25 protein-coding genes are annotated in these 24,326 nt (G+C 75.8%); 12 read left to right on the forward strand and 13 right to left on the reverse strand.

Annotated elements, in window-relative coordinates:
- Positions 1-10: 10 nt before the first annotated feature.
- The 5 genes from BJP25_RS13270 to BJP25_RS13290 are packed head-to-tail and all read left to right on the forward strand — an operon-like array spanning position 11 to position 5,498.
- On the forward strand, positions 11-631 hold the full coding sequence (locus tag BJP25_RS13270; RefSeq protein ID WP_198943476.1) for a D-sedoheptulose-7-phosphate isomerase: 621 nt from the start codon (positions 11-13) through the stop codon (positions 629-631).
- Positions 628-1,947: a PfkB family carbohydrate kinase gene (locus tag BJP25_RS13275; RefSeq protein WP_075975210.1), complete on the forward strand. Its 1,320-nt coding sequence runs from the start codon at positions 628-630 to the stop codon at positions 1,945-1,947. Before BJP25_RS13270 ends, BJP25_RS13275 begins: the two co-directional genes overlap by 4 nt.
- A gap of 1 nt (position 1,948) precedes the next feature.
- Positions 1,949-2,653: an SDR family oxidoreductase gene (locus tag BJP25_RS13280; RefSeq protein ID WP_075975211.1), complete on the forward strand. Its 705-nt coding sequence runs from the start codon at positions 1,949-1,951 to the stop codon at positions 2,651-2,653.
- On the forward strand, positions 2,644-4,056 hold the full coding sequence (locus tag BJP25_RS13285) for an aldehyde dehydrogenase family protein (protein ID WP_075975212.1): 1,413 nt from the start codon (positions 2,644-2,646) through the stop codon (positions 4,054-4,056). Before BJP25_RS13280 ends, BJP25_RS13285 begins: the two co-directional genes overlap by 10 nt.
- Complete coding sequence (locus BJP25_RS13290; RefSeq protein WP_075975213.1) at positions 4,053-5,498, forward strand: PfkB family carbohydrate kinase; 1,446 nt, start codon at positions 4,053-4,055, stop codon at positions 5,496-5,498. The genes BJP25_RS13285 and BJP25_RS13290 overlap by 4 nt, the downstream gene beginning before the upstream one ends.
- Positions 5,499-5,562: 64 nt before the next feature.
- Here the strand turns inward: BJP25_RS13290 and BJP25_RS34995 are convergent, their stop codons facing one another.
- Both BJP25_RS34995 and BJP25_RS35000 read right to left on the reverse strand, forming a co-directional pair.
- On the reverse strand, positions 5,563-6,039 hold the full coding sequence (locus BJP25_RS34995) for a cytochrome P450 (protein WP_198943477.1): 477 nt from the start codon (positions 6,037-6,039) through the stop codon (positions 5,563-5,565).
- An 18-nt stretch (positions 6,040-6,057) separates the two neighbouring features.
- Positions 6,058-6,813, reverse strand: coding sequence for a cytochrome P450 family protein (locus BJP25_RS35000; RefSeq protein ID WP_198943478.1), 756 nt, complete (start codon positions 6,811-6,813; stop codon positions 6,058-6,060).
- Between the two features lie 104 nt (positions 6,814-6,917).
- Here BJP25_RS35000 and BJP25_RS13300 point away from each other — a divergent pair, with 104 nt between their 5' ends.
- Positions 6,918-7,808, forward strand: a complete 891-nt coding sequence (locus BJP25_RS13300) for an SDR family oxidoreductase (RefSeq protein ID WP_075975214.1) — start codon at positions 6,918-6,920, stop codon at positions 7,806-7,808.
- A 52-nt stretch (positions 7,809-7,860) separates the two neighbouring features.
- Here the strand turns inward: BJP25_RS13300 and BJP25_RS13305 are convergent, their stop codons facing one another.
- A complete protein-coding gene (locus tag BJP25_RS13305) occupies positions 7,861-8,292 on the reverse strand; it encodes a Fur family transcriptional regulator (RefSeq protein ID WP_075975215.1) in 432 nt (143 codons plus the stop codon).
- Positions 8,289-9,077, reverse strand: a complete 789-nt coding sequence (locus BJP25_RS13310; protein WP_233158061.1) for an SDR family NAD(P)-dependent oxidoreductase — start codon at positions 9,075-9,077, stop codon at positions 8,289-8,291. Before BJP25_RS13310 ends, BJP25_RS13305 begins: the two co-directional genes overlap by 4 nt.
- Here BJP25_RS13310 and BJP25_RS36430 point away from each other — a divergent pair.
- A complete protein-coding gene (locus BJP25_RS36430) occupies positions 9,025-9,528 on the forward strand; it encodes an STAS domain-containing protein (protein WP_332888633.1) in 504 nt (167 codons plus the stop codon). The genes BJP25_RS13310 and BJP25_RS36430 overlap by 53 nt on opposite strands.
- A 19-nt stretch (positions 9,529-9,547) precedes the next feature.
- Here the strand turns inward: BJP25_RS36430 and BJP25_RS13320 are convergent, their stop codons facing one another.
- Both BJP25_RS13320 and BJP25_RS13325 read right to left on the reverse strand, forming a co-directional pair.
- Entirely contained in the window at positions 9,548-10,060 is a 513-nt protein-coding gene (locus BJP25_RS13320; RefSeq protein WP_075975217.1) for a D-glycero-alpha-D-manno-heptose-1,7-bisphosphate 7-phosphatase, read from the reverse strand.
- 85 nt (positions 10,061-10,145) lie between these two features.
- On the reverse strand, positions 10,146-11,045 hold the full coding sequence (locus BJP25_RS13325; protein WP_233158062.1) for a glycosyltransferase family 9 protein: 900 nt from the start codon (positions 11,043-11,045) through the stop codon (positions 10,146-10,148).
- Between the two features lie 106 nt (positions 11,046-11,151).
- On the opposite strand from BJP25_RS13325, the gene BJP25_RS13330 reads away from it, so the two are divergent.
- Complete coding sequence (locus tag BJP25_RS13330) at positions 11,152-12,357, forward strand: glycosyltransferase (protein ID WP_075975219.1); 1,206 nt, start codon at positions 11,152-11,154, stop codon at positions 12,355-12,357.
- A 78-nt stretch (positions 12,358-12,435) separates the two neighbouring features.
- On the opposite strand, the gene BJP25_RS13335 is transcribed toward BJP25_RS13330, so the two are convergent.
- Entirely contained in the window at positions 12,436-14,208 is a 1,773-nt protein-coding gene (locus BJP25_RS13335; RefSeq protein WP_075975220.1) for a SpoIIE family protein phosphatase, read from the reverse strand.
- A 137-nt stretch (positions 14,209-14,345) separates the two neighbouring features.
- On the opposite strand from BJP25_RS13335, the gene BJP25_RS13340 reads away from it, so the two are divergent.
- Positions 14,346-14,684 (forward strand): STAS domain-containing protein, encoded by a 339-nt coding sequence (locus tag BJP25_RS13340; protein ID WP_075975221.1) that lies wholly within the window; start codon positions 14,346-14,348, stop codon positions 14,682-14,684.
- A gap of 8 nt (positions 14,685-14,692) precedes the next feature.
- On the opposite strand, the gene BJP25_RS13345 is transcribed toward BJP25_RS13340, so the two are convergent.
- From BJP25_RS13345 to BJP25_RS13355, 3 genes are all read right to left on the reverse strand, one after another.
- The gene (locus BJP25_RS13345) at positions 14,693-14,989 is read right to left on the reverse strand and encodes an STAS domain-containing protein (protein ID WP_075975222.1); all 297 of its coding nucleotides are present in this window, start codon (positions 14,987-14,989) and stop codon (positions 14,693-14,695) included.
- An 87-nt stretch (positions 14,990-15,076) separates the two neighbouring features.
- Complete coding sequence (locus tag BJP25_RS13350; RefSeq protein ID WP_075975223.1) at positions 15,077-16,093, reverse strand: NAD-dependent epimerase/dehydratase family protein; 1,017 nt, start codon at positions 16,091-16,093, stop codon at positions 15,077-15,079.
- A gap of 48 nt (positions 16,094-16,141) precedes the next feature.
- On the reverse strand, positions 16,142-17,188 hold the full coding sequence (locus BJP25_RS13355; protein WP_075975224.1) for a hypothetical protein: 1,047 nt from the start codon (positions 17,186-17,188) through the stop codon (positions 16,142-16,144).
- A 76-nt stretch (positions 17,189-17,264) separates the two neighbouring features.
- On the opposite strand from BJP25_RS13355, the gene BJP25_RS13360 reads away from it, so the two are divergent.
- The 3 genes from BJP25_RS13360 to BJP25_RS13370 are packed head-to-tail and all read left to right on the forward strand — an operon-like array spanning position 17,265 to position 21,076.
- Positions 17,265-19,502, forward strand: a complete 2,238-nt coding sequence (locus BJP25_RS13360; RefSeq protein WP_075975225.1) for a phosphoketolase family protein — start codon at positions 17,265-17,267, stop codon at positions 19,500-19,502.
- Positions 19,484-20,572: an acetate/propionate family kinase gene (locus tag BJP25_RS13365; protein ID WP_084793971.1), complete on the forward strand. Its 1,089-nt coding sequence runs from the start codon at positions 19,484-19,486 to the stop codon at positions 20,570-20,572. Before BJP25_RS13360 ends, BJP25_RS13365 begins: the two co-directional genes overlap by 19 nt.
- A 54-nt stretch (positions 20,573-20,626) precedes the next feature.
- The gene (locus tag BJP25_RS13370; protein ID WP_075975226.1) at positions 20,627-21,076 is read left to right on the forward strand and encodes a DUF4383 domain-containing protein; all 450 of its coding nucleotides are present in this window, start codon (positions 20,627-20,629) and stop codon (positions 21,074-21,076) included.
- Positions 21,077-21,137: 61 nt separating this feature from the next.
- On the opposite strand, the gene BJP25_RS13375 is transcribed toward BJP25_RS13370, so the two are convergent.
- Genes BJP25_RS13375 through BJP25_RS13385 form a run of 3 tightly spaced genes read right to left on the reverse strand, consistent with a single transcriptional unit; the run spans position 21,138 to position 24,256 of the window.
- Complete coding sequence (locus BJP25_RS13375) at positions 21,138-21,965, reverse strand: carbohydrate ABC transporter permease (RefSeq protein WP_075975227.1); 828 nt, start codon at positions 21,963-21,965, stop codon at positions 21,138-21,140.
- Positions 21,962-22,924, reverse strand: a complete 963-nt coding sequence (locus BJP25_RS13380) for a carbohydrate ABC transporter permease (protein WP_084793973.1) — start codon at positions 22,922-22,924, stop codon at positions 21,962-21,964. The genes BJP25_RS13375 and BJP25_RS13380 overlap by 4 nt, the downstream gene beginning before the upstream one ends.
- Positions 22,925-24,256 (reverse strand): extracellular solute-binding protein, encoded by a 1,332-nt coding sequence (locus BJP25_RS13385; protein WP_075975228.1) that lies wholly within the window; start codon positions 24,254-24,256, stop codon positions 22,925-22,927.
- Between the last annotated feature and the right edge of the window lie 70 nt (positions 24,257-24,326).

A 24,326-nucleotide genomic window follows, 5' to 3' on the forward strand; every position in this document is an offset into this window, starting at 1 on the left:
CGGTGCCCCGGTGAACAGGTTGTCCGAAGTGGTGACGGCGCTCAACGGCCTGCGCGGCAGCGCGGGCACGCTGACCCGGTGGGGCGCCCACCTGGCCGCCCGGCTGGACTCCGGCGGGCGGTTGCTGGCGGCAGGCAACGGCGGCTCGGCCGCCGAGGCCCAGCACCTGACCGCCGAGCTGGTGGGGCGCTTCGACCACGACCGCAGGCCGTTCTCGGCCATCGCGCTGCACGGCGACACCTCCAGCCTCACCGCGATCGGCAACGACTACGGCTACGCCGAGGTGTTCGCCAGGCAGGTGCGCGCCCACGCCCGCCCCGGCGACGTGCTGGTGCTGCTGTCGACCAGCGGCCGCAGCGAGAACCTGTTGCGCGCGGCCGACACAGCCCGCCAGGTCGGCGCGGTGACCTGGGCGCTGACCGGCCCCGGCCCGAACCCGCTGGCCGCGGCGGCCGACGAGGCGGTGTGCGTCTCCGGCGGCACCACCACCGTCCAGGAGGCCCACCTGGTGCTCGTGCACCTGCTGTGCGCGTCGTTCGAGCACGCGCTGGCCGAGCGGGACGCGGAGGCCCAGGCCGAGCGGGACGCGCGGCTGCCCGCGCAGCGGGTGCCCGGGGCGGTGGCGCGGTGAGCCTGGTCGTGGTGGGTGACGGTCTGCTCGACGTCGACGTCGACGGGGAGAGCTCGCGGCTGTGCCCGGAGGCCCCGGCGCCGGTGGTGGACGTGCGCGGCGAGACCACCAGGGCGGGCGGGGCCGGGCTGGCCGCCGTGCTGGCCCGGCGCGCGGGCATCCCGGTGCGGCTGGTGTCGGCGGTGTCCGCCGACGCCGACGGCGACCGCCTGCGCGCCGCGTTGTCCGATGTGGACACCGTGCTGGGGCGGGCCGAGCGCACCCCGGTGAAGTCCCGGGTGTTGGTGCAGGGGCAGGTCGTCCTGCGCCTGGACCGGGGCTGCGACGGCGCCGCCCCGCTGGTCGCGGACGACATGCTCGACGCCGTGGCGGGCGCGGGCGCGGTGCTGGTGTCCGACTACGGGCGCGGGCTGGCCGCCGACCCCCGGCTGCGGGCGCTGCTGGCCGACCTGGCCCGGCGCGTGCCCGTGGTATGGGACCCGCACCCGCGCGGCCCCGAGCCGGTGCCCGGGTGCGCCCTGGTGACCCCCAACGCCGACGAGGCGCGGGCGGCCACCGGCGAGCCCGCGCCCCGGGCCGCGGGCCTGCTGCGCGAGCGCTGGGCGGCGGGTGCGGTCGCGGTGACCACCGGGTCGCGCGGTGCCGTGCTCGACTCCGGCGAGGGCCCGGTGCCCGTCACCGCCCCCGCCATCACCGCGGGCGACACCTGCGGCGCGGGCGACCGGTTCGCCGTCGCGGCGGCCGCGGCGCTGCTGCGCGGCGACGGCGTGGACGAGGCGGTGCGCGCGGCCGTCGACGCCGCCACCCGGTTCGTCGCCGCGGGCGCGGCGTCCGGCGACCGGGCCGAGGCCGCGGGCACCGCCGAGGCGGTCGTGGCCGCCGTGCGGGCGCGCGGCGGCACCGTCGTGGCCACCGGCGGCTGCTTCGACCTCGTGCACGCCGGGCACGTGCGCACCCTGGCCACCGCCAGGGCCATGGGCGACTGCCTGGTGGTGTGCCTGAACTCCGACGCGTCGGTGCGCAGGCTCAAGGGCCCCAGCAGGCCGCTGGTGCCCGAGCGCGACCGGGCGGAACTGCTGCGCGCGCTCGACGCGGTCGACGCGGTCGTGGTCTTCGACGAGGACGACCCGCGCGCCGCGCTCGCCGCGCTGCGCCCCGACATCTGGGTCAAGGGGGGCGACTACTCCCCCGCCGACCTGGCCGAGACCGAGCTCATCACCGGTTGGGGCGGGCGGGTCGTGACGACCCCGCTGCTGCCCGACCGCTCCACCACGCGGCTGGCCGAGGCGCTGGCCGCCACCGGACACGGGAGTTGAGATGGCAGGACAGGACAGCACGCGCACCGGGCCGGGACGGGTCCTCATCAGCGGCGGGGCCTCCGGCCTCGGCGCGGCGGTGGCCACCAGGGTCACCGAGGCGGGCGGGCAGGCGCTCGTGCTCGACAAGCAGGCGCCCGCCGCGCCGGTCGCGGGGTTCCGCACCGTCGACGTCACCGACACCGACGAGGTCACCGCCGCGGTGCGGGAACTGGCCGCCGACGGGCTCGACGCGGTGGTCACCGCCGCGGGCACCGACGCCTGCGGCCCGCTCGGCGGGATCTCCGCGGCGGACTGGGAACGGGTCGTGCGGGTGAACCTGTTCGGCACCGCCGCCGTCGTGCGGGCCGCGCTGCCCGCCTTGGAGCGCTCGCACGGCCGGGTCGTCACCGTCGCCTCCACGCTCGGGCTGCGCCCGGCGGGCGACGCGACCGCCTACTGCGCCTCGAAGTTCGGCGTCGTCGGGTTCACCCGGGCGCTGGCGATGGAGACCGCGGGCCGGGTCGGGGTCACGCTGCTGGTGCCCGGCGGCATGCGCACACACTTCTTCGACGACCGGCCCGACCAGTACAAACCGCGCGACGACAGCGCGCTCAACGACCCGCTGCTGGTGGCCGACAGCGTCCTGCACGCGCTGGCCTCGCCCCCCGGCTGCGAGGTCAGGGAACTGCTCGTCTGCACCGACCTGGAGCCCTCATGGCCGTGACCGACACCCGCGACGACCTGAACGACGAACTGAGCGAGGACCTGAGCGACGGCCTGCGCGTCGACCCGCCCTTCGCCACCGCGGACGCGGCGCAGACCGGTGCCGCGGTGCGCCGGGCCCGCCGCGCGCAGGCGGGCTGGGCGGCGACCGACCCGGCCGAGCGCGGGCAGCTGCTGCACCGCCTCGCCGACGCCCTGGAGCGGCGCGCGCCGGAGCTGGCGCGGTGCAACCACGCCGACACACACCGCCCGCTGGGCGAGGCCGAGGCGTCGGTGCGGGCCGGGATCGGCACACTGCGCCAGTACGCCGAGCTGGGGCCGGTGCACCGCGGCCGCGCCCTGCAGGGCACCCGCGAGGCCGCCGACCTGATGGTGCACGAGCCGCGCGGCGTGGTGGTGGCCCTGACGCCGTGGAACGACCCGGTGCCCACCGCGTGCGGGTTGATCGGCGCCGCGCTCGTCACCGGGAACGCGGTGGTGCACAAGCCGAGCGAGCGCGCCGAGCGCACGGGCGCGCTGCTGGGCGCCCTGGCCGAGCAGGTGCTGCCGGAGGACGTGCTGCAAACCCTGTTCGGCGCGCAGGAGACCGGTGCGGCGCTGGCCGCCGACCCCGGGGTGGACGTGGTCGCGCACGTGGGCTCCACCGCCGCAGGTCGCTCGATCGCCGCCGCCACCGCGGCCACCGGCGCGAAGGCCCTGCTGGAGAACGGCGGCAACGACGCCATCATCATCGACGCCGACGTCGACCCGGTGTGGGCGGCCGAGCAGACCGCGCTGGGCGCGTTCGCCAACGCGGGCCAGATCTGCACCTCCGTCGAGCGCGTCATCGTGCACGCCGACCTGGCGCCGGAGTTCCTGCCCGCCCTCGTGGCCGAGGCCGAGCGCTGGGCGGTCGAGCCCCGCGACGGGCAGCGCGCGCTGTGCCCGCTGGTCGACGAGCGGGCGCGCGCCGCCGTGCACCAGCGGGTGCGCGAGGCGGTGTCGGCGGGCGCGACGGCGGCCGCGGGCGGCTGGGTGCCCGACAGCGACCTGCCCTGGTACCCGGCGACCGTCCTGACCGGGTGCACCCCGACGATGCCCGTGGTGGCCGAGGAGGTGTTCGGGCCGGTGGCGCCCGTGCTGGTCGCGCCCGACTTCGGCAGCGCGCTCGGGCTGGCCCGCGCCGACCGCCACGGCCTGGCCGCCACCGTGCTCACCGGGTCGATGGCGCACGCGCAGCTGGCGTGGCGGTCCCTGCCGGTGGGCACGGTGAAGGTCAACGCGGTCTTCGGCGGCGCCCCGGGCGGGGCCGCGCAACCCCGCGGGGCCAGCGGCACCGGCTTCGGCTACGGCCCGGAACTGCTCGACGAGCTGACCACGACCAAGGTCGTGCACCTGCGCGCGCCGGGCCGGAGCGGGACGTGACCGGCAGGCGCGGCGGCCGGCTGCCCGAGCTGCCCTCGGTGCTGGCGGCCCGCGCGCCCCGGGTCGTGGTGGTCGGCGACGCCATCCTGGACGTGTGGCTGCACGGCGACGCCGACCGGCTGTGCCGGGAGGCGCCCGCCCCCGTCGTCTCGGTGCGGCACCGGACCGCCAGCCCCGGCGGCGCGGCCAACACGGCCGTGAACCTGGCCGCGCTCGGCGCCGACACGACCCTGGTGACCCCCATCGGGGACGACGCGGCGGGCGCGGAGCTGCGCGGGCTGCTGACCGCCGCCGGGGTCCGGGTGCGCGGGTGCGCGCGGGGGGCGCGCACGGTCGTCAAGCACCGGGTGCTGGCCGACGACCACCTGATGGTCCGCTACGACGAGGGCGAGGCGGAGCGCTGGGCGTGCCCGCCCGTCGCCGTCACCGACGCCCTCGTCGGCGCGGACGCGCTGGTCGTCTGCGACTACGGCCTGGGCGCCTGCGACGACCTGGTCGACCGGCTGCCCACGTGGCGCACGAGCCTGCCGCTGCTGGTGGTCGACGCCCACGACCCGGCCCGCTGGCGCGGCGCCCGGGCGGACGTGGTCACGCCCAACGCGGGCGAGGTCGCCCGGCTGCTGGGCACCGACCTGCCCGCCGACCGGGTGGCGCACCTGACCGCCCGCGGCGGCGACGTGCTGGCCGCCGCGGGCGCGGGCGCCGTGGTGGCGACGCTGGACCGGGAGGGCGCGCTGGTGCTCACCCCCGGCGCCCGCCCGCACCGCACGTGGGCCGACCCGGCGCCGGAGACGCAGGCGTCCGGGGCGGGCGACACGTTCTGCGCCGCCCTCACCGCCGCGCTCGCCTGCGACGTCCCGCTGCCGCTGGCCGCGGAGCTGGCCCAGGCGGCCGCGGACGTGGTGGTGCACCGGCCGGGCACCTCGGTGTGCGGCACCGCCGAACTGGTCGCCGCGCTCGGCGGGAACCGGGCCGTGCCGCTGGAGGCACTGGTGCCGGTGGTGGCGCGGGCGCGGGCGGGCGGGGCGCGGGTGGTGCTGACCAACGGCTGCTTCGACGTGCTGCACCGCGGCCACATCGCCTGCCTCACCGAGGCCAGGGCCATGGGCGACCTGCTGGTGGTGGGGGTCAACGACGACGCGTCGGTGCGGGCGCTCAAGGGCGGCGGCCGACCGGTGAACCCGCTGGCCGACCGGGTGGCGGTGCTGTCCGCGCTGAGCTGCGTCGACCACCTCGTCGCCTTCTCCGGCACCGACGCCCGCGCCCTGGTGTCGGCGCTGCGCCCGGACGTCTACGCCAAGGGCGGCGACCACAGCGCCGCGGACCTGCCCGAGGCCGCGGCGGTGCGGGCCGCGGGAGGGCAGGTGCGCATCGTCAACCGGTTGGCGGACGTGTCCACCTCCGTCGTCCTCGACCGCATCACCGCCGCGCACCCCGCCTGACCACCCCCGGACGACGATCGGCCCCCGCCCCGGGGAAACGGGGTGGGGGCCGATGGCGCCGGGGTCAGCGCGTCGCGACCCGCTGATCGGGCACCGAGGACGCGGCCTCCCCCGCGACGAGGGTGAAGCGGCTGCGCGGGGTGGTCGGGATGCGGTCGAGCGGGATCTCCAGGTCTTGCTCCGGCACCTCGTAGCGGGCCGCGGCCAGCTTCTGCGCGATCGCGGACAGCACCGCGACCACCACGTCCTCCCCGGGGCAGCGGTGCCCGGTGCGCGGGTCGCCCGCCCCCTGCGGGATCAGCTCGTAGGCGCCGATGTGCCGGTCGAGGAAGCGGGTCGGGTCGAACGAGTACGGCTCGGGGAAGATCTCCGGGTCGTGGTTGTGCCCGTAGAGGTCGAGGATGACCATCGTCCCCTCGGGGATGCGCACCCCGTGGAACTCCGCGTCGCGGCTGGCCAACCCGCCCAGGAACGGGGCGAACGGGTAGAACCGGCGCACCTCGTGGGCGAAGGCCACCGCGTACGCCCGGTCGCGCTCCACCCGCCCGCGGTGCTGCGGTCACTGGTGCAGGGCGTGCGCGGCGAAGGTGGCGAAGTAGGCGATGGCCACGGTCGGCCGCACGACGTTCAGGATCTCCACCGCCGCCACGCGCGGGCTCAGCAGCGCGCCGTCGGCGTCGCGGTGGTGGGCGATGGCGTGCACCGCGGAGTCGGCGGGCACCTGCGTGCTGCCGTCGCGGATGGCCTTGACGACCCCGCCGAGCCGCTTCTCCTGCCGGGCGCGCGCCGCGCGGGCCTGGAAGTGGCGCGGCGACGGGGTGGCGAACCCGTCCACCATCGCGGCGAGGTCGTGGGCGGTGGGGGCGATGTCCTCCGGGCGCAGCGGCAGGCCGATCCAGCCGAAGACCGCGGCGGTGAGGATGCGGGCGGCCTCGTCGAACAGGGTCACCGGCTGCCCCGGCGTCCACACCCCGGCGACCCCGTCCCAGGTCCGCTCCACCCGCGCCACCAGGTCCGCGATGCCGTGGTGGTTCATCAGCAGGGACGTGAACAGGTGCTTGCGCCCGCGGTGGGCGGCCCCGTCGAGGGTGTGCACGGCGCCGTGGCCGAACAGCGTGCTCTTGACCGGCCCGGGCAGGGCGCCGTGCCGGTGGACGTTGGCCTCGTCGTAGAAGAACCGGGCCGCCTCGACGCCGTGGATGCAGGTGGCCCGCTTGCCCATCAGCCGCGTGCGCAGCACCGGGGCGCCTTCGGCCCGCAGCCGGTCGGGCAGCCAGGCGTAACCCCGGGTCAGTACCGAAAGGGACTCGTCCATGGCGCGCGGCTACCCGGTCGGGGGACGGGAAAACGCGGCGTTCGCCGCGGCCGGTGGTTGACCGGCGTCGATTCGGGCATTCGGGGGTCGAGGAAGGGAGACGCATGACCGACCAGCACACCCGGCAGGACCCGACCACCCAGCACCCCGCCGACCTGCCCGGGCAGGAGCAGGAGCACCCCGGCGGCACCGGCGAGGTCAGCCCCGAGCCCGACCACGGCGAGCACACCTACCGGGGCTCCGGGCGCCTGCGCGACACCCGCGCGGTCATCACCGGCGGTGACTCCGGCATCGGCCGGGCCGTCGCCATCGCCTTCGCCAGGGAGGGCGCGGACGTGGTGCTGGCCTACCTGCCCGAGGAGCAGCAGGACGCCGAGGACACCGCCCGCTGGGTCCGGGAGGCGGGTCGCACCGCGGTCCTGGTCCCCGGCGACCTGCGCGACGAGGACCACTGCAAGCTCGTGGTGGACAAGGCCGTGCAGGAACTCGGCGGCGTCGACGTCCTGGTCAACAACGCCGCCTACCAGATGTCGCAGCCCGAGGGCCTGCTCGGCATCAGCACCGAGCAGTTCGACCGGGTGCTCAAGACCAACCTGTACGCGATGTTCTGGCTGTGCAAGGCCGCCGTGCCGCTGATGCGGCCCGGGTCCGCGATCATCAACACCTCGTCCATCCAGGCGCAGGACCCCTCGCCGCACCTGCTCGACTACGCCACCACCAAGGCGGGCATCGTCAACTTCACCAAGGGCCTGTCGCAGGACTTGGCGGAGAAGGGCATCCGGGTCAACTCCGTGGCCCCCGGTCCGATCTGGACACCGCTGATCCCGGCGACGATGAACGAGGACAGCGTCGCCGACTTCGGCAAGCAGACCCCGCTGGGGCGCGCGGGCCAGCCCGCGGAACTCGCCCCCGCCTACGTCTTCTTCGCCTCCCAGGAGTCGAGCTACGTGACCGGCGAGGTGCTGGCGGTCACCGGAGGCAAGCTGTTCAGCTGACGTGACCGCGGGGTGGTGGCACCCACCGCCACCACCCCGTCGGCCGGGGTGCTCACGCCGCGGTCAGGCAGCGCGCGCACAGGCCCCAGAAGGTGATCTCGGCCTCGTCGGGGATGAACTGGGGCAGCTCGGGCGGGGCCAGGCAGGGCGCGGTCGCGGGCAGGCAGTCGATGTCGGAGATCGAGCCGCACCGGCGGCAGATCGCGTGGTGGTGGTTGTCGCCCACCCGCGACTCGTAGGACATCGCGTGCCCGGCGGGCTGGATGCGGCGCAGCAACCCCGCCGCCACCAGGGCCTCCAGCACGTCGTAGACGGTCTGGGTGGCGACCTTGCCCATCTGCGAGCGCACGCCCAGGGCGATGTCGGCGGCGGTCTGGTGCGGCCTGCCGTCCAGGCTGCGCAGGACCGCGACGCGCTGCTTGGTCACGCGCAGCCCCGCCGCGCGCAGGCTGTTCTCCGGCGTAGGGGGTGTGGAGAGGGTCATCGCAGGGCCCCGCGGGGCTTGGTGACCCAGCCGAGGGCGGTGGCGGCGAGGCGTTCGGGGGTCAGCCGGGTGAGGACGTGCGCGACGCGGGTGAGGGGTGAACCGCCGTAGACGGTGGGGCGGCCCGCCATCATCGCCTCGTACGCCTGGGCGGCGACCTCCTCCGGGTCGTCCTTGGGCACGCGCGCGGCCAGCGGGGTGTCGAGCTGGCCGGAGCGGGCGAAGAACGCGGTGGCGGTGGGGCCGGGCCGCAGGGTCGTCACGGTGACGCCGGTGCCGCGCAGCTCCGCGCGCAGGCCCGCGGTGAAGTTGCTCAGGAACGCCTTGGACGCGTTGTAGACGACCTGGTACGGGCCGGGCGCGGCGTCCACGATGGACGAGGTGACCAGGACCCGGCCGTGGCCGCGGCGGACCATGGCGGGCAGGAACACCTTCGCCAGGTGCACCACGGCCCGCACGTCGAGGTCCACCGCGCGCAGCTGGTCGGACAGCGCCGTGCCGCCCGCGAACTCCCCGCCCACGGCGGTGCCCGCGTTGAGCACCAGCGAGGTCGGCTCCCCGATCTCGCGGACCGCGGCGACCAGGTGGTCGACGCCCTCCTCGGTGGCCAGGTCCGCGCGGACGGCGCGACCGCAGGTCAGCGCCGCCGCCTCCGCCTCCACCGCTTCCTCGTCGGCCGCCATGACCACCTCGACGCCCTCGGCGTCGAAGCGTCGGGCCAGCGCCAGGCCGATGCCGCTGGACGCACCGGTCACGACGGCGAACGGCGTCGGTATCGCGTGCACGGGATCCCCTCCTCCGGGTTGCGCGGACCGGGGTTGTACCCCCTGCGCAGGCGTCCACACCTGCGCGCGCGGTTCCCCCGCGCCCGGTGGTGGCGTACCCTCGGGGGCAGCGGACGGTGGGGGGTGCGCCATCCTGACGATCACCACGACCGCGCGCGGCGACGCACTCGTCGTCCGCGTGCGCGGCGACCTGGAGGCCACCGCCGCGGCCCGGTTGGACGAGGAGTTCTACGTCCACTTGGAACGGCGGGCGCCGGTGCCCCGGCTGGTGGTGGACCTGTGCGACACCGGGTTGGTGTCCGCGCGCGGGGTGCACACGCTGATCGGCGCCGCGGAGCGCTGCGCGGACCAGGGCACCCGGATGGAGGTCCTGGTCAGCACCGGCACGGTGGCCGCGCGGGTGCTGCGGGCGGCGGGCACGGGCACCCGCCTGCGCGTCACCGAGTCCTGAGGCGGGTTCCGGGCGCGAGTCAGGAGAGGGCCAACCGCACCGCGTCGAGCAGCGAGCCCGCGACCCGCGGCGCCCGCTCCACCTCCTCGGGCAGGGTCACGGGGGTCGGCACCAGGATCGCCTGCGCGCCTGCGGCCTCGGCGGCGCCGACGTCCGCGGCGATGTCCCCGATGACGACGGCGTCGCGGGCGGGCACCCCGAGGTCCGCGCACGCGGACAGGACCAGGCCCGGTTCCGGCTTGCGGCAGGCGCACCCGGCCTCGGCCACGTGCGGGCAGTAGCGCCACGTGCCGAACCGGCCCAGCAGCTGGTCGACCCTGGCGTTGACCGCGCGCACGGCGTCGTGGGTGAGCAGCCCGCGGCCGATGCCCGACTGGTTGGACACCACGCCCGTCCGCACGCCGTGCAGGCGCACCTCGTCGAGGGCTTGACGGGCGCCCGGGACGAGGCGCACCCGCCGGGGATCGCCGTTGTAGGGCACGTCGTGGACCAGGGTCCCGTCGCGGTCGAACAGGATCGCGCGGACTGCCACAGCGGCCTCCTCGGGGTGTCGGCGGAAATCTCTCGGCGGAAATCTCTCGGGGAGGTGGGGGGAGAAGTCGGCGGGTTCGAGCGGCTCAGGGCAACAGGTCGCGTGCCGCGGCCAGCACGTCCGCGGCGCCGACCCCGAGCAGCGCGGGGTCCGGGTCGTCGGCGAACGGGTCGCCGCGGCGGGCGTGGTCGGCGCTCAGGGCGATGTGCGGGCCGGGCGGCGGGCCCCACTCCCTGGTGCTGACCGGCCCGAACAGCACCACCGAGGGCGTGCGGTAGGCCGAGGCGAGGTGGGCCACGCCGGTGTCCCCGCAGATCACCAGCTCGGCGGCGGCGACGGTGGCGGCCAGCGCGGGCAGTTCCAGCGCCCCGCCGAGGTCGTCGGCACCGGACGCGGCGGCGACCCGCGCGGTCAGCGCGCGCTCCCCGGGCGAGCCGGTGATGGCGACCCGGTGGCCGCGGTCGCGCAGGACGCGGGCCACGGCGGCGAACCGGTCGGCGGGCCAGCGCTTGCTGCCGTACCCGGCACCCGGGTGCACCAGCACGGCGCCGGGGGCGGCGGGTGGCCAGTCGGGCACCGGCAGGTCCAGCTCGGCGGGGTCGGCGGGGATGCCGTGGGCGTCGAGCAGCCTGCACCACCGCTCCCGCTCGTGGATGCCGTCGAGCCAGCTCGGCCCCGACCACCCGTGGCCCGCGTGCCCGATCCGGCGCACCGGGTCCAGGGCGTCGAGGACCTGGTTGCTGCGCGGACCGGTGCCGTGCAGGTTGACCACGGCGCCGGCCCCGCGCAGCCGCTCGGGCAGGTCCACGAGCCCGTCGAGCGCCAGCACCTCGTCGACGCAGCCGGTGGCCGCCATCAGCGGCGCGGGCCGCAGCCCGCAGGCGAGCACCACCCGCTCGTCCGGGAACTGCCGCCGGAGCGCGCGCAGCGCGGGCACGGCGACCAGCAGGTCACCGAGGTTGAGGGAGCGCAGGACCACGATCACGGGGGCTGCGCTACCCGGTGCTCCCCCCGGCAAACGCCGCAGCACCGATCGGGGAGACCCACCGCAGGAGGTTTGATTCGACCCGAGGTGGGCAAAACCGTGCTGGATGCGACACGACCCGGTCACCGAGCCACCCGAAGGCCCGCTCGCCATCGCGATGGTCAGCCTCCACGCGAACCCGCTGGCAGCGGGCTCCGCGACGGCCCAGGAGGTGAGCCAGCACGTCGCCCACCTGGCGGCGGGGCTGGTGGGGCTGGGCCACGACGTCGTCGTGTACACCCGCCGCAGCGACCCCGACTCCCCGGCCGAACAGCTCTCCGGGACCGGTTTCCGCGTCGTCAACCTCGACGCCGGGCCCGCCCGCCCGCTGTCGCCGGAGGACAGCCACCCCTACGTCGGCGAGTTCACCGACCGGATGCGCGCGCACTGGACGCACTCGCCGCCGGACGTGGTGCACGCGCACTTCTGGCTCTCCGGGCTGGCCGCGGTGCTCGCCGCCCGGGAGACCGGCGTGCGCGTCGTGCAGACCTTCCACGAGTTCGCCAGGGGCAGCGCGCCCGGGGCGGCGCAGCGGGCGAAGGTGGAGCGGATGGTCGCCCTCGCGGTCGACCACGTCATCACGCCCACGTCGTCGCGGCTGGCGCACGTCGTGCGGATGGGGGTGCCGCGCCCCTCGATCACCGTCGTGCCGAGCGGGGTGGACACCACCACGTTCCGCCCCGACGGCCCGCGCGCCGAGCGGGGCCTGCCGCACCGGCTGGTGGTGCCGGGCGAGCCGGTCGCCCGCTCCGGGTTCGCCACGGCCCTGCGCGCGGCGTCGACCCTGCCGGAGACCGAGGTGGTCATGATCGGCGCGGGCCTGCACAGCCAGGACGGCACCGCGCTGCGCGCCCTCGTCCACGACCTCGGGCTCACCGGCCGCGTCCACCTGACCGGTCCCGGCACGCCCGAGGAGCGCGCGGCGCTGCTGCGCTCGGCCGACGTGGTGGTGTGCCCGCAGCAGCACGACGGCTTCTGCATCCCGGCCATCGAGGCCATGTCCTGCGGCGTCCCGGTGGTGGCCGCGCCGGTGGGCGGGTTGGCGGACACCGTCGTCGACCAGGTCACCGGCGTCCACCTGAGCCAGCACACCCCGCGCGAGCTGGCGATGGTGCTGCGCCCGCTGCTGGGCAACCCCGGGATGCGCGAGCAGCTGGGCGTCGCGGGCCGCGACCGCGCCGTGCACCGCTACGACTCCGCGCGGGTGGCCGCGGAGGCGGAGCTGGTCTACCGGGGCGACCACGCCACCGCGGACATCGCGCTCCCCAAGTAGGCCGCGCGCCCGCCACTTCGTCTTGGTTCACGGGTCGGCCTGGTCCACGGGTGGTCCCGGGGACGGGTGGGACCCGCGTCAGGCGTCGGGGTCCTGGTCCAGCCCGACCAGCGCCAGCACCTGGTGCGCGGCGGTGCCGGGCGGGGCCAGCAGGCGCAGCTCCTCGTCCTGGTCGGCGCAGCGGTCGCGGGCCTCGAACAGCACCTGCACACCCACGCTGCCCAGCACCGTCACCGCGCTGAGGTCCACCGACCGGGACACCGTGCCCGCCATGGTGGCGTTGAGCAGCTCGCGGCGCAGGCCCGGCGCGGTGTCGCTGTCGACCGCCCCGCGCACCACCAGCACCCCGTCCGAGGTCGAGCTGGTCAGCGACGCGAGGAACGGCTCGGTGGGCGGCAGCGGCGAGTCCGCCGTGCGCAGCACCGGGACCGGTCGGGTGACCGGGTGGCGCAGCCGCACCGTCGTGCCGCCGTGCGAGCGGTCGATGGTCAGGCTGCGCACCAGGTCGGCGGCCATCACCAGGCCGAGGCGGCGGTGCTCGTCGTCCGGGCGCGCCGGGCGCCACTGGCCGCCGTCTGCCACCACCACCTCCACCTCGCCGCGCTCGGTGAGCCGCGCGGCGAAGCCGACCTCGCCGTCGGCCCGGTCCGGGTGGGCGTGCTCCAGGGCGTTGGTGACGACCTCGCCGCTGGCGTGCACCAGCTCCACCACCGCGTCGCCCCCGGCGCCGATCCCGGTCAGCCAGTGCGTCAGCGGGTTGCGGGCGGTGGCGGGCGAGTCGCGCGCGGTGGACAGGGTGATCCGCAGCTCCGGGACGGCGGGCCTGCGGCGCGCCAGGAGCAGGGTGAGGTCGTCGGCGTGCCCGGTGGCGGCGTCCAACGCGGACACCACCCGCTCGCAGGTGGCCTGCGCGCTGCCGCGGTCGGCGTACGCGCGCGCCAGCTGCGACACCAGCTCGTCGGCGCCGCTGACCAGCGAGCGGCCGGGGCGCTCCAGGGCGCCGTCGGTGTAGAGCAGCACGGCGTCGTCGGGTCCCAGGTGGACGCGCCGGGCGCGGTGCCGCGAGCGACCGCCCAGCGGGCCGCCGCCGGTGGGGTCGGTGCGCCGGACGCCTGCCGGGCCGACCACGACGGGCGGCGGGTGGCCCGCGGTCGCGTAGTCCAGGGCCCCGGTCGCCGGGTCGAGCACGGCGACGCAGGCGGTGGCCAGGGCGGCCCCGGGCAGGTCGGCGGCGAAGGCCTCCAGGTCCACCAGCGCGGCGTCCGGGTCCAGGCCCGCCCCGAGCCGCTGGCGCAGCACCGCGCGCAGCGCCGCCATCGCCGCCGAGGCGTGCACGCCGTGGCCCACCACGTCGCCGACGACGAGGGCGAGGGTGGTGTCCGGGCGCAGGACGGTGTCGAACCAGTCGCCGCCCGCGGCGGTGTCGACGCCCGCGAGCAGGTAGGTGGCGCCCAGGTCCACCGCGGGCAGGACGGGGACGTCGGTGGGCAGCAGCGCCCGCTGCACGGCCGCGACGGGGGTCGGCGCGGGCTCGTCGGGGTCGACGGCGTCGAGCAGCACCCCCGCGGCCCGGCCCGCCTGGTCCAGGACCGGGGTGAGGTCGACGTCGAGGGTGAACCGGACCGCCTCGCCCGCGGCGTCGCGCAGGTCCAGCACCCACCCGGTGCGCCGCTGCGGCTCACCGGAGCGCAGCACGGCCTCGGCCACGTCGAGCACGGGCCCCGCCGCGCCCGCCGCCGCCGCGGCCAGGAGGGTCCGCGCCGCGACCTCGGGGCCGCGGAACACCGCGCGGTGCCCGCCCGCCAGCTCGACGGCCACGGCTGCCCGGGGGGCCGGACCGTGCTGCGACATCAGGGACCGTCCCCTCCTGTGGACCTCGGCACCGGCCAGTATGCCCGCGCCGCGCGCGGGGCGCGCACCCCACCGGTCGGGCGCGTGGACCATACTGGACCGGCGGCGACCGGCCGCGGGCACGAGCGAGGGAGCCGATGGAGCGGGGCGCTGACCAGGCCGCGGGGGTGCTGGCACTGCGGGTCACCGGGCCGCTCGACCGCGACGGCGCGCCCGCTGCGGGGGTGGAGCTGTCCGCCTCGGCGCGCGACCTGGCGCCGGGGTCGGTCCTGGTGCTGGACCTGCGCGGGGTGTCGGTGCTGTCCTCGGCCGGGGTGCGCGTGCTGCACGAGCTGACCACGGGCCTGCGCGGCGGCGGGGTGCGCTGCGCGCTGGTGGTGGAGCCGGACCGCGTGCAGGCCAGGGTGCTCCGGCTGACCTGGCCGGACGAGCACCTGCCGGTCTTCGCGTCGGTGGCCGAAGCGGTCGGGGACTGAAGGCGGGGTCACCGCCGCACCACCGGGAGTTCGCCGCGCGGGTCGGCCACCCGCAGCACCCGGGCCGCCACCGAGCCGGGGGCGACGACGAGGGTGACGGCCAAGCCCCGCTCCCGCCCCGACACGACCGCCTGGGCCAGGGTGCGCACGCCCGCCGCCGAGAGCAGCGTCAGACCGCGCAGGTCCAGTTCGACCTCGCCCACCGGGTGCTCGGCGAGCACCCGCGCCACGCCCGGCGCCGAGCGGGCGTCGAGTGCGCCCAACAGCCGCAACGGCCCCGCGGCGCGCGGTCCCGCGCGCTCCACCCGGAAATCGATCGCGACACCCCCTGGCTCGGGCTCGTGGTCATCATGGCAGCGGCCGCACCGCACCGCCCCCCGCGCGCGGAGCGGTCACGGTCGCAGGGCCGGGCTGGACGGCACGCCCGCACCCTCGGCCAGCCCGTCGAGCAGGTCGGCCACCGCGCTCGGCGCCGCGTGGGCCGGGCGCCACCCGAGCACGTCCGCGGCCCTCTCGGTGTCCATCACCGGCACGGACAGCGCCAGGTCGATCCACCCCGGCGAGGTCGGCAGCACCTTGGCCCGCCACGCCAGGTCGACCGCGCCCCGCACCACCGCGGCGGGCACCGGCACGACCCTGCCCCCGGTGATCCGCGACAGCCCTTGGGCGTCCAGGACGGGGGCGGAAGCGAGGTTCACCGCGCCCCGCACGCCGCGCTCCGCCGCCGCCAGGACCGCGTCCGCCACGTCGGAGGCGTGCACGAACTGAAGGACGAGCCCGCGCGGGACCGGCAGCACGGGCAGCTTCCCGCCGCGCGCCAACCCCCACAACGCCCGGGGCACGAACGCCCCGATGAAGTACCGCTGGATCTCCGCGGCCGCGTCGCGCTGGAGGATCAGCGCGGGGCGCAGCCGGGTGACGCCGGTCGCCCCGTTCGCCGCCTCGAAGCGGTCCAACATCGCCTCCACCGCGGCCTTGTCCTCGCTGTAGGAACTGGTGCGCAACCCGGTCGCGGGCCACGACTCGTCGACGGGGTCCAACGACGTGCGAGGCGCGTACGCGCCCACTGAGGACAGGTAGACCAGGTGCGGCACGCCTGCGCCCTGCACGCCTTCGAGCACCGCCCGGCTCCCCAGGACGTTGACCGCCCGCAGGCGCTCCCGGTCGTGCGAGGGCTGGATCGCCCACCCCGCGTGCACCACCGCGTCGGCCCCGGCGAACACCTCGCGCAGGGAGTCCGGGGCCGCGGGGGTGGTGAGGTCGATGGAGTGCCACGTGGCGGCGTCGTACTCACCCCCCGTGGCGGGACCGCGCCGGGACACCGCGTGCACGGTGTGCCCCGCCGCGATGGCGGCCCGCAGGACCGCTGTGCCGACGTTGCCGCTCCCACCCACGATGACGATGCGCATGGCGTTAGCGCTACCCGAGCAGGCTCGCGACAAACTGGCCCGCGCGGCTCACCCGCTCTCGGTACCCGGCTCGGGGTGCCCGCGCTGCCGGTTGCCGTACGCCGCGGCGCGCACGGACTCGTCGCTCTCCAGCTTCGACCCCAACGCCCCCGCAACCGTCGCCACCGACGAGGCGAACCACGCCACCCCCACGCGGTCCCCGGTCGAGGGCGGGTGCCCCACCTGCGCCTGGAACACCGAGGGGTTCAGCACCAGCAGTTCGGCGGAGAAGACCAGCAGGAAGAGGGCTGAGTAGAGGGTCAGCACGCCGAACGCGAGCGTCAGGACCGTCACAGCGTTGTACAGCCGCGCCTGCTGGGGGTGCACCCGCTCCGACGGCCTCTCCCACAACCGGTGGCTGAGGATCAACCACCCCACCAGGCCCACCACCGACAGCGCGGTCGCCACCGCCAGCCGCAGCGGGGACAGGCGTGAGCCGAGCTGCCACACCGTCGCGATCAGCAGGCAGTACGAACCGGTGCCGACGGCCGCCACCAGCACCCCCGTCAGGTCCAGCGCCAACCGCCACGGCCGGTTCGCCCGCACCATGCCCGCGACCAGCCGCAACCGCCCGCGCGGACCCCTGGACAGGTACTTGACCCCCGCGCGTGCGGGGTCCTCCACCCGCCGGGTCGAGGGCAGCGGCGGGGCTTCGGCGCCGCGCAGTTCCGCCACCAGCGTCGTCAGCGCGGCGGACACCCGGGCCGCGAGGTCGTGCGCGCCGAGGGCGGGCAGGGAGGCCACCCCGATGCGGCTGTCCTGGTCGGTCTCACCGACCACGGCGGCACCCCGGTCCCGGCGCGGGAGGTCGGTCAGGCACACCCACAGGTCGCCCGCGTCCTCGTCGCCGAGCCTGCCGCGCACCACGGCCTCGGCGTCGCGGACGGTGCCGCGCGCGTCCGCGGCGAACCGGTCGGACACCACCTCGACCTGCCAGTCCACCTCGTCGTCGACCTCCGCCCGCAACCGGTCCACCAGACCGTCCGCGATCCCCGTCACCACGTCGGCGGCGAGACCGGGGTCGGCCACGACCGCCACCTGCACCCTCTGGGACATGCCCCACGCTGTTCCCGGGGCCGCACCGGGCAAACGCGAAATGTGTTCCCTGTCCGGTTCGGGGTAGCCCCCGCACATGGCGGCTTCCCCCCAGCGTTACCGGCGTGCCTGTGACTACCTGGCCGCGGCGATGATCTACCTGCGGGACAACGAGCTGCTGCGGGAACCGCTGGAAGTGCGGCACCTCAAGCCGCGGCTGCTGGGGCACTGGGGGACGTGCCCGGGGATCACCTACCTCTACGCGGGGCTCAACCGGCTGCGCGACCCGCGCACGCTGCTGGTCACCGGACCGGGCCACGGCGCGCCCGCCATCCACGCGAACCTGTGGCTGGAGGGCACGCACGAGCGGTTCGACCCCGCGCTGTCGCGCGACGGGGCCGGGCTGCGGGAGCTGGTGCGGCGGTTCTCCTGGCCGGGCGGGTTCCCCAGCCACCTGTCCCCGGAGGTGCCCGGGGTGGTGCACGAGGGCGGTGAGCTGGGCTACGCGCTCGCCACCGCCTTCGGCGCCGTGCTGGACAAGCCCGACCTGCGGGCGGTGTGCCTGGTGGGCGACGGGGAGGCCGAGACGGGGCCGACCGCGGGGTCCTGGCACGGGCACAAGTTCCTCGACCCGGCGCGCGACGGCACCGTGCTGCCGGTGCTGCACCTCAACGGCTACCGGATCGCCGCGCCGACGGTGTTCGGGTGCATGACCGACCACGAGCTGCTGGACTACTTCCGCGGGTGCGGGTGGTCGCCGAAGGTCGTGGACGCCACCACCGCCGCCGACCCCGACGAGCTGCTGGCGCAGACCCTGCGCCTGGCCTGGGACACGCCGCTGGCCAAGCCGATGATCGTCATGCGCACCCAGAAGGGCTGGGGCGCCCCCGCGCACGACGCGGCGGGGGCACCGCTGGCGGGCACCTTCCGCGCCCACCAGGTGCCGCTGGCCAACGTGCACGACGACCCGGCCGAGCTGCGGCTGCTGGAGCGCTGGTTGCGCTCCTACGAACCCGACGACCTGTTCGACCAGGACGGCAACCCCGCCCCGGACCTGCTGGAGGACCTGCCCGGTCTCGGCATGCTCCCGGAGGCCAACGGTGGTGCGCTGCGCCGCGACCTGCCGCTGCCCGACCTCGCGCCCTTCGCCGCCGAGGGCCCCGCGAGCCCCACCGGCACCGCGGGCGGGTGGCTAGCGCAGCTCATGCGCGACACCGAGGACGAGCGCGACTTCCGCGTGGTGTGCCCGGACGAGCTGGAGTCGAACAAGCTGGGCGCGGTCCTGGAGGCGACCGACCGGGCCTTCACCCCGCACGTCCCCGGCTACTCCGAGCACGTCTCCCCCGGCGGGCGGGTCATGGAGGTGCTGTCGGAGCACCTGTGCCAGGGGTGGTTGCAGGGCTACCTGCTGACCGGGCGGCACGGGCTGTTCCCCTGCTACGAGGCGTTCGCGTCCATCGTGGACAGCATGGTCAACCAGCACGCCAAGTTCCTCAAGGTGTCCGCGGAGGTGCCCTGGCGCGAGCCCGTCGCCTCGCTGAACTACCTGCTCTCCAGCGAGGGGTGGCGCCAGGAGCACAACGGCTACAGCCACCAGGGCCCCGGCTTCATCAACAACGTGCTGACCAAGAAGGCGTCGGTCGCGCGCGTGTACCTGCCGCCGGACGCCAACTCCCTGCTCGTGGTCCTGGAGCACTGCCTGGCCTCCACCGGGCGCATCAACGTGGTGGTCGCGGGCAAGAACGAGGCCCCGTGCTGGATGGACCTCGACACCGCGCGGGCGCACTGCGCCGCGGGCGCCGGGACCTGGGAGTGGGCGGGCACCGGTGGCCCGCCGCAGGTGGTGCTGGGCTGCGCGGGCGGCATCCCGACCGTGGAGACCCTGGCCGCCGCGCACCTGCTGCGCGAGCACGCGCCCGACCTGCGGGTGCAGGTGGTCAACGTGGTGGACCTGCTGGCGCTGGCCCCCGCCGACCGCCACCCGCACGGGATGGCCGCGGCCGACTTCGACCGGCTGTTCCCGCCGGAGGTGCCCGTGGTGATGGGGTTCCACGGCTACCCCTCGGCCGTGCACGAGGTGCTGCACGGGCGGGCCGACACCCAGCGCTTCCACGTGCACGGCTACCACGAGGAGGGCACCACGACGACCCCGTACGACCTGCTGGTCGACAACGGCATGTCCCGCCACGACCTCGCCGCCGACGCCGTGCGCCGGGCGGGCGGGCCGCCGGGGGTCGTCGACCGGCTGCTGGGCGAGCGCGACCGGATCCGGGCGCTGGCCCACCGCGACGGCGAGGACCCGGCGGAGATCACCGGGTGGACGTGGTCGGCGTGATCCTCACCGTCAACACCGGCTCGGGCAGCGTCAAGGCCGACCTGGTCGACGACGACCGGGTGGTCGACAGCGCCCACCTGGAGACCACCGACGCGGACGAGGCGTGGGCGGCGCTGCGGGGGCTGCTCGACGACCGGCGGGTCGACGCCGTGGCGCACCGGCTCGTGCACGGCGGCTCCCGCCTCACCGGGCCCGCGGTGGCCGACGACGAGGCGCTGGCGGCCGCGCGCTCGGCGGCGAGCCTGGCGCCGCTGCACGTCCCGCCCGCGCTGGAGTTCCTGGAGCAGCTTCGGGACAGGCTCCCGGGCGTCCCGCAGGTGCTCTGCCCGGACACCGCCTTCCACCGGGACCTGCCCGAGCACGCCGCCACCTACGCCCTGCCGCAGCAGTGGCGCGAGCGCTTCGGCTTGCGCCGGTACGGCTTCCACGGCCTGTCGTACTCGTGGGCGCTGCCCCGCGCGGCGGAACTGCTCGGCACACCGGAAGGGGAGTTGAGCGTGGTGATGGCGCACCTGGGCGGCGGTTCGTCGGTGTGCGCGGTGCGCGACGGGCGCAGCGTGGACACGTCGATGGGCTTCACCCCGCTCGACGGCGTGCCGATGGCCAAGCGCTCGGGCGCGGTCGACCCCGGGATGCTGCTGTGGTTGCAGCGCGAGGCGGGGCTGTCGCTGGCGGAGGTCGAGGACGGGCTCAACCACGCCTCCGGGCTGCTGGGGCTCTCCGGCGGCGAGTCGGACGACACCCGCGACCTGGTGGCCTCCGGCTCCCCCGGCGCCGCGCTGGCGCTGGGGGTGTTCGCCCACCGGGTCCGCCGCGAGGTCGCCGCGTGCGCGACGAACCTCGACCGGCTCGACGCCCTGGTCTTCACCGGCGAGATCGGCTGGGACCAGCCCGAGGTGCGCGCGGCGGTGACCGGGGGGCTGCGCCTGCTGGGCGTGGCCGCCACCGCCGCGCCCAACTCCCCCACCGACGCCGTGCTGACCCCGCCGGGCGGCGGCGTTCCGGTGCTGGTCGTCGAACCCCGGGAGGAGCTGGCGCTGGCCCGCGCGGCCAGGACGTGCCTGGGCTGACGTTTTCCCGGCCGGTCACCGGGAAACCGCGCCGCAGAGGAAAGGGGTACAACCATGATCGATCGTGCCAGGCAACGGCAGGCCACCCGGCGCACACCCGCCCAGGTCGCGGCCGCGGCGGTGGGGGTCGTCCTGCTGGTGATCGGGGTGCTGGGCCTGGTCGACACCGGTTTCTCCGACTTCGGCAGCACCCCGGCGTCCTCCGACGCCACCGTGGTGGCGGGCCTGGGCGGCTCCACCCTGCTCAACCTCGCCCACGTCGTGCTGGGCGCCTTCGCGCTGCTGTGCGCGAGCGGGGCGGGCCGCGTGCGGCTGTTCGGCCTGGTGGGCTCGCTCGCCTTCCTGGCGCTGACGGCCTACGACGTGGTCTCGCTCATCAACGGCGCCGTGGGCGACCCGCTGGGCACCCACTGGCCCGCCCTCATCCTGCACGTGGCGTGCCTGGTGGTCGCCGGGGCGGTCGTGTTCCTCAGCGACCGACCGGGCGGCCCCGACCGCGCCTGACGCACCGGCACGAGGCCCCGGCGGTCGACCGCCGGGGCCTCGTCGCGCCACGGGCGACCGATCAGCGGTCGCCGGGGGTGGAGGTGACCAGGCCGCCGACGAAGTGGCGCTGGGCGAGCAGGAACAGCACGACCATGGGCACGGTGGCGATGAGGCTGGCGGCGAGGACGAGCTCCCACTGCGACTCCCCCGCCTGGCCGAACCGGTCCAGCACCACCTTGAGGCCGCGCGGCAGGGTGTAGAACTGCGGTTCGCGCAGGTAGATCAGCGGCTTCACCAGGTCCGTCCACGCGGCGCGCAGCTCGAAGACGAACACCACGACCAGCGCGGGCCGGGCCAGCGGGAGCGCGATCGAGGTGAACGCGCGCAGCGCGCTCGCGCCGTCCACCCTGGCCGCGTCGAACACCTCCGAGGGCAGGCCGAGGAAGAACTGGCGCAGCAGGAAGATGTAGAACGCCGACCCGAACAGGTTCTGCGCCCACAGGGGGACCTGGGTGGTGGCTAGCCCCGCGGCGTGCCACTCCAGGTACACCGGCACCATCGTCACCGCGCCCGGCAGCATCATCGTGGCCAGCACGAGCCCGAACAGCAGGTTGCGCCCGCGGAAGCGGTACCTGGCGAAGCCGTAGGCCACCAGGGAGCTGGAGATGGTGGCGGCGGCCGCCGCGGCCACCCCGACCGCTACGCTGTTGCCGATCCAGGTGAGCAGGGGCACGGCCCGCCACACCTCGACGAGGTTCTGCGGGGAGAACGGCGTGGGCCACAGGTTGTTGTCGAAGACGTGCGAGCGGTCCTTGAAGGCCGCGCTCAGCAACCAGGCGAACGGGTAGCCGAAGGCCCCCGCCAGCACCACCAGCCCGGCCAGTGCCCCGATCCGACGCGCGTTCACCGCGGTTCCCCCTCGTAGTGCACGAGCCGCCTGCTCACCCGCACCTGCACGGCGGTGATGACGGCGATGACCAGGAACAGCACCCACGCCAGCGCCGAGGCGTAGCCCATCCGCAGCGAGCCGAACGCCTGCTGGAACAGGTAGACGACGTAGAACAGCGCGGAGTCGTCGCGCGCGGCCTCGGTCTGGGCGTTGCCGTAGAACATCACGTACGCCTCGGTGAAGACCTGCAACGAGGCGATCGTGTTCACCAGGACGACGAAGTACAGCGTGCCGCTGATCTGCGGCAGGGTCACGTGCCAGAACCGCCGCCACGGGCCCGCGCCGTCGAGCGCCGCGGCCTCCAGCAGCTCCGGTGGCACCCGGCTCAGCGCGGCGAGCAGGATGACGGCGGTGCTGCCGACCGTCCACAGGCTCATCAGCACCAGCCCGGGCTTGACCCAGTCCGGGTCGGTGGTCCAGTTCGGGCCGGTGAACCCGAACCAGCCGAGCACGTCGTTGATGGCGCCGGTCTGCCCGTTGAGCAGCAGCAGGAACATCGCCGCCAGCGCCACGGGCGGGGTCATCACCGGCAGGTAGAGCACGGTGCGGAAGAACCCGGCCGCGCGCCCCGCCTTGCGCACCAGGCCCGCCAGCCCGAGCGCGAGCACGATCTGGGCGGGCACGTGCAGCACGGTGAAGAACGCCGTGTTCCACAGCGCGGTGGCGACCTTGGGGTCGCCCAGCAGCTCAGCGTAGTTGTCGGCGCCCACGTACTCGGGGGAGGTGAGCATGTCGTAGCGGGTGAACGACAACCACAGGCTGATCGCCATGGGGGCGATGGTGAACACGACGACGCCGACAAGCCACGGCGACAGGAACCACCACGCGGCCCGGTTCTCCTTGCCGGGCTTGTTCCTCCTGGGCGTCGGGGCGGTGACCGCGGGGGCGGTGGCGGCGGGGTTGTCCGTGAGCGCCATCTAGTCCCCCATCACCCGGGCCAGGGCGGCGTCCGCCTCGCGCTGCGCCTGGCCGAGCGCCTCGGCCGGGGTTTGCGCACCGGTCAGCGCCCGCGTCGCCGCGGACTGCCAGGCCCGGATCAGGTCGGGCCCCGCCGGGCTGGGCGGCAGGGCGAATGCGGTGTCCTGGAGGGATCGGACCACAGGTACCCCCTGTTCGAGGATGCGATTGCCGCCGGGCCGGTAGACCCGGCTGAAGATCAGCTCGTCGGCGGCGCGGTTGGCGGTGAAGGTGCCGCCGTAGGGGCGGCCCTTGGCCGCGAGCGCGTCGCGGCGGGCGGTCGCGGCGGTGACCCAGGTGTCCGCGGCGGTCATGGTGGTGATGAAGTCGCAGGCCCGGTCGGGGTGGCGGGCGCCGGTCGGGATGGCCCACGCCTGGCCGCCGAGCTCGCTGGTCGGGGTGCCCGCGCGGTCGGTGACGGGGACGACGGTGACGTCGACGTCGGGTGAGTTGGTGGCCAGGGTGTTGAGGTAGAACGAGTCCATCGGCATCGCCGCGAGCTGGCCCGCGGCGTACTCGTTGTCGGCGCCGAACTCGTTGAAGCCGTCCTTGAACGCCTTGAACGCGGCCCAGCCGCCCTGGGCGCGCACCAGGTCGGTGGTGAAGGTCAGCGCCTCGACCACCCGCGGGTCGTCCAGGCGCGCGTGCCGCCCGTCCGGGTCCACCAGCTCGACGCCGTTGAGCTTGGCCCACAGCGGCAGGAAGTCGGGGACCTTGGGGTCGAACCCGATGCGCCGCACGCCGTCGGCGGTGTCGGCCAGCCGCGGGGCCAGCCGCGCCAGGGCGCCCCAGTCGGTCGTGGTCAGCTGGGCCGGGTCGACGCCCGCCGCGCGCAGCAGGGGGTTGTTGATGATGAGCACGCGGACGGTGGCGAAGTCGGGGATGCCGTAGGGCACGCCGTCGTAGGTGATCTGCCGGACGGCGGCAGGCCGGAAGTCGGACAGGTCGACGCCGCGGGCGCGCAGGCAGTCGGTGATGGGTTGGACGGCGCCGCGCGCGGCGTAGGCGCCGAGCTTGGCGCGGTCGGCGTACACCACGTCCGGTGGTTCGCCGGAGACGACGGCGGAGAGGAACTGCTGCTCGTCGAAGGCGCCCTCGTTGACGTGCAGGTCGGTGTCCGGGAAGCGCTCGCGGAACACCGCGACCCGCGCGGTGGCGTGCTCGTCGGGCAGGCCGAAGCCCATGGTGCTCAGCGCGTTGGGCGCGTCCTCCGGCGAGTCCCCGAGGCCCCCGCACGCCGTGCTCCCCAGCAGCACCAGCGCGGCCACCACCGCGCGGAGCCCAGACCCCATGTGCTACCTCCTCGTCGAGACCCGAAAGCTGCCGCCGTGTTCCCCGGCCATGCGGCTTCAAACATCCTTT

The sequence above is a fragment of the Actinokineospora bangkokensis genome, from assembly GCF_001940455.1.
Lineage (GTDB): Bacteria > Actinomycetota > Actinomycetes > Mycobacteriales > Pseudonocardiaceae > Actinokineospora > Actinokineospora bangkokensis.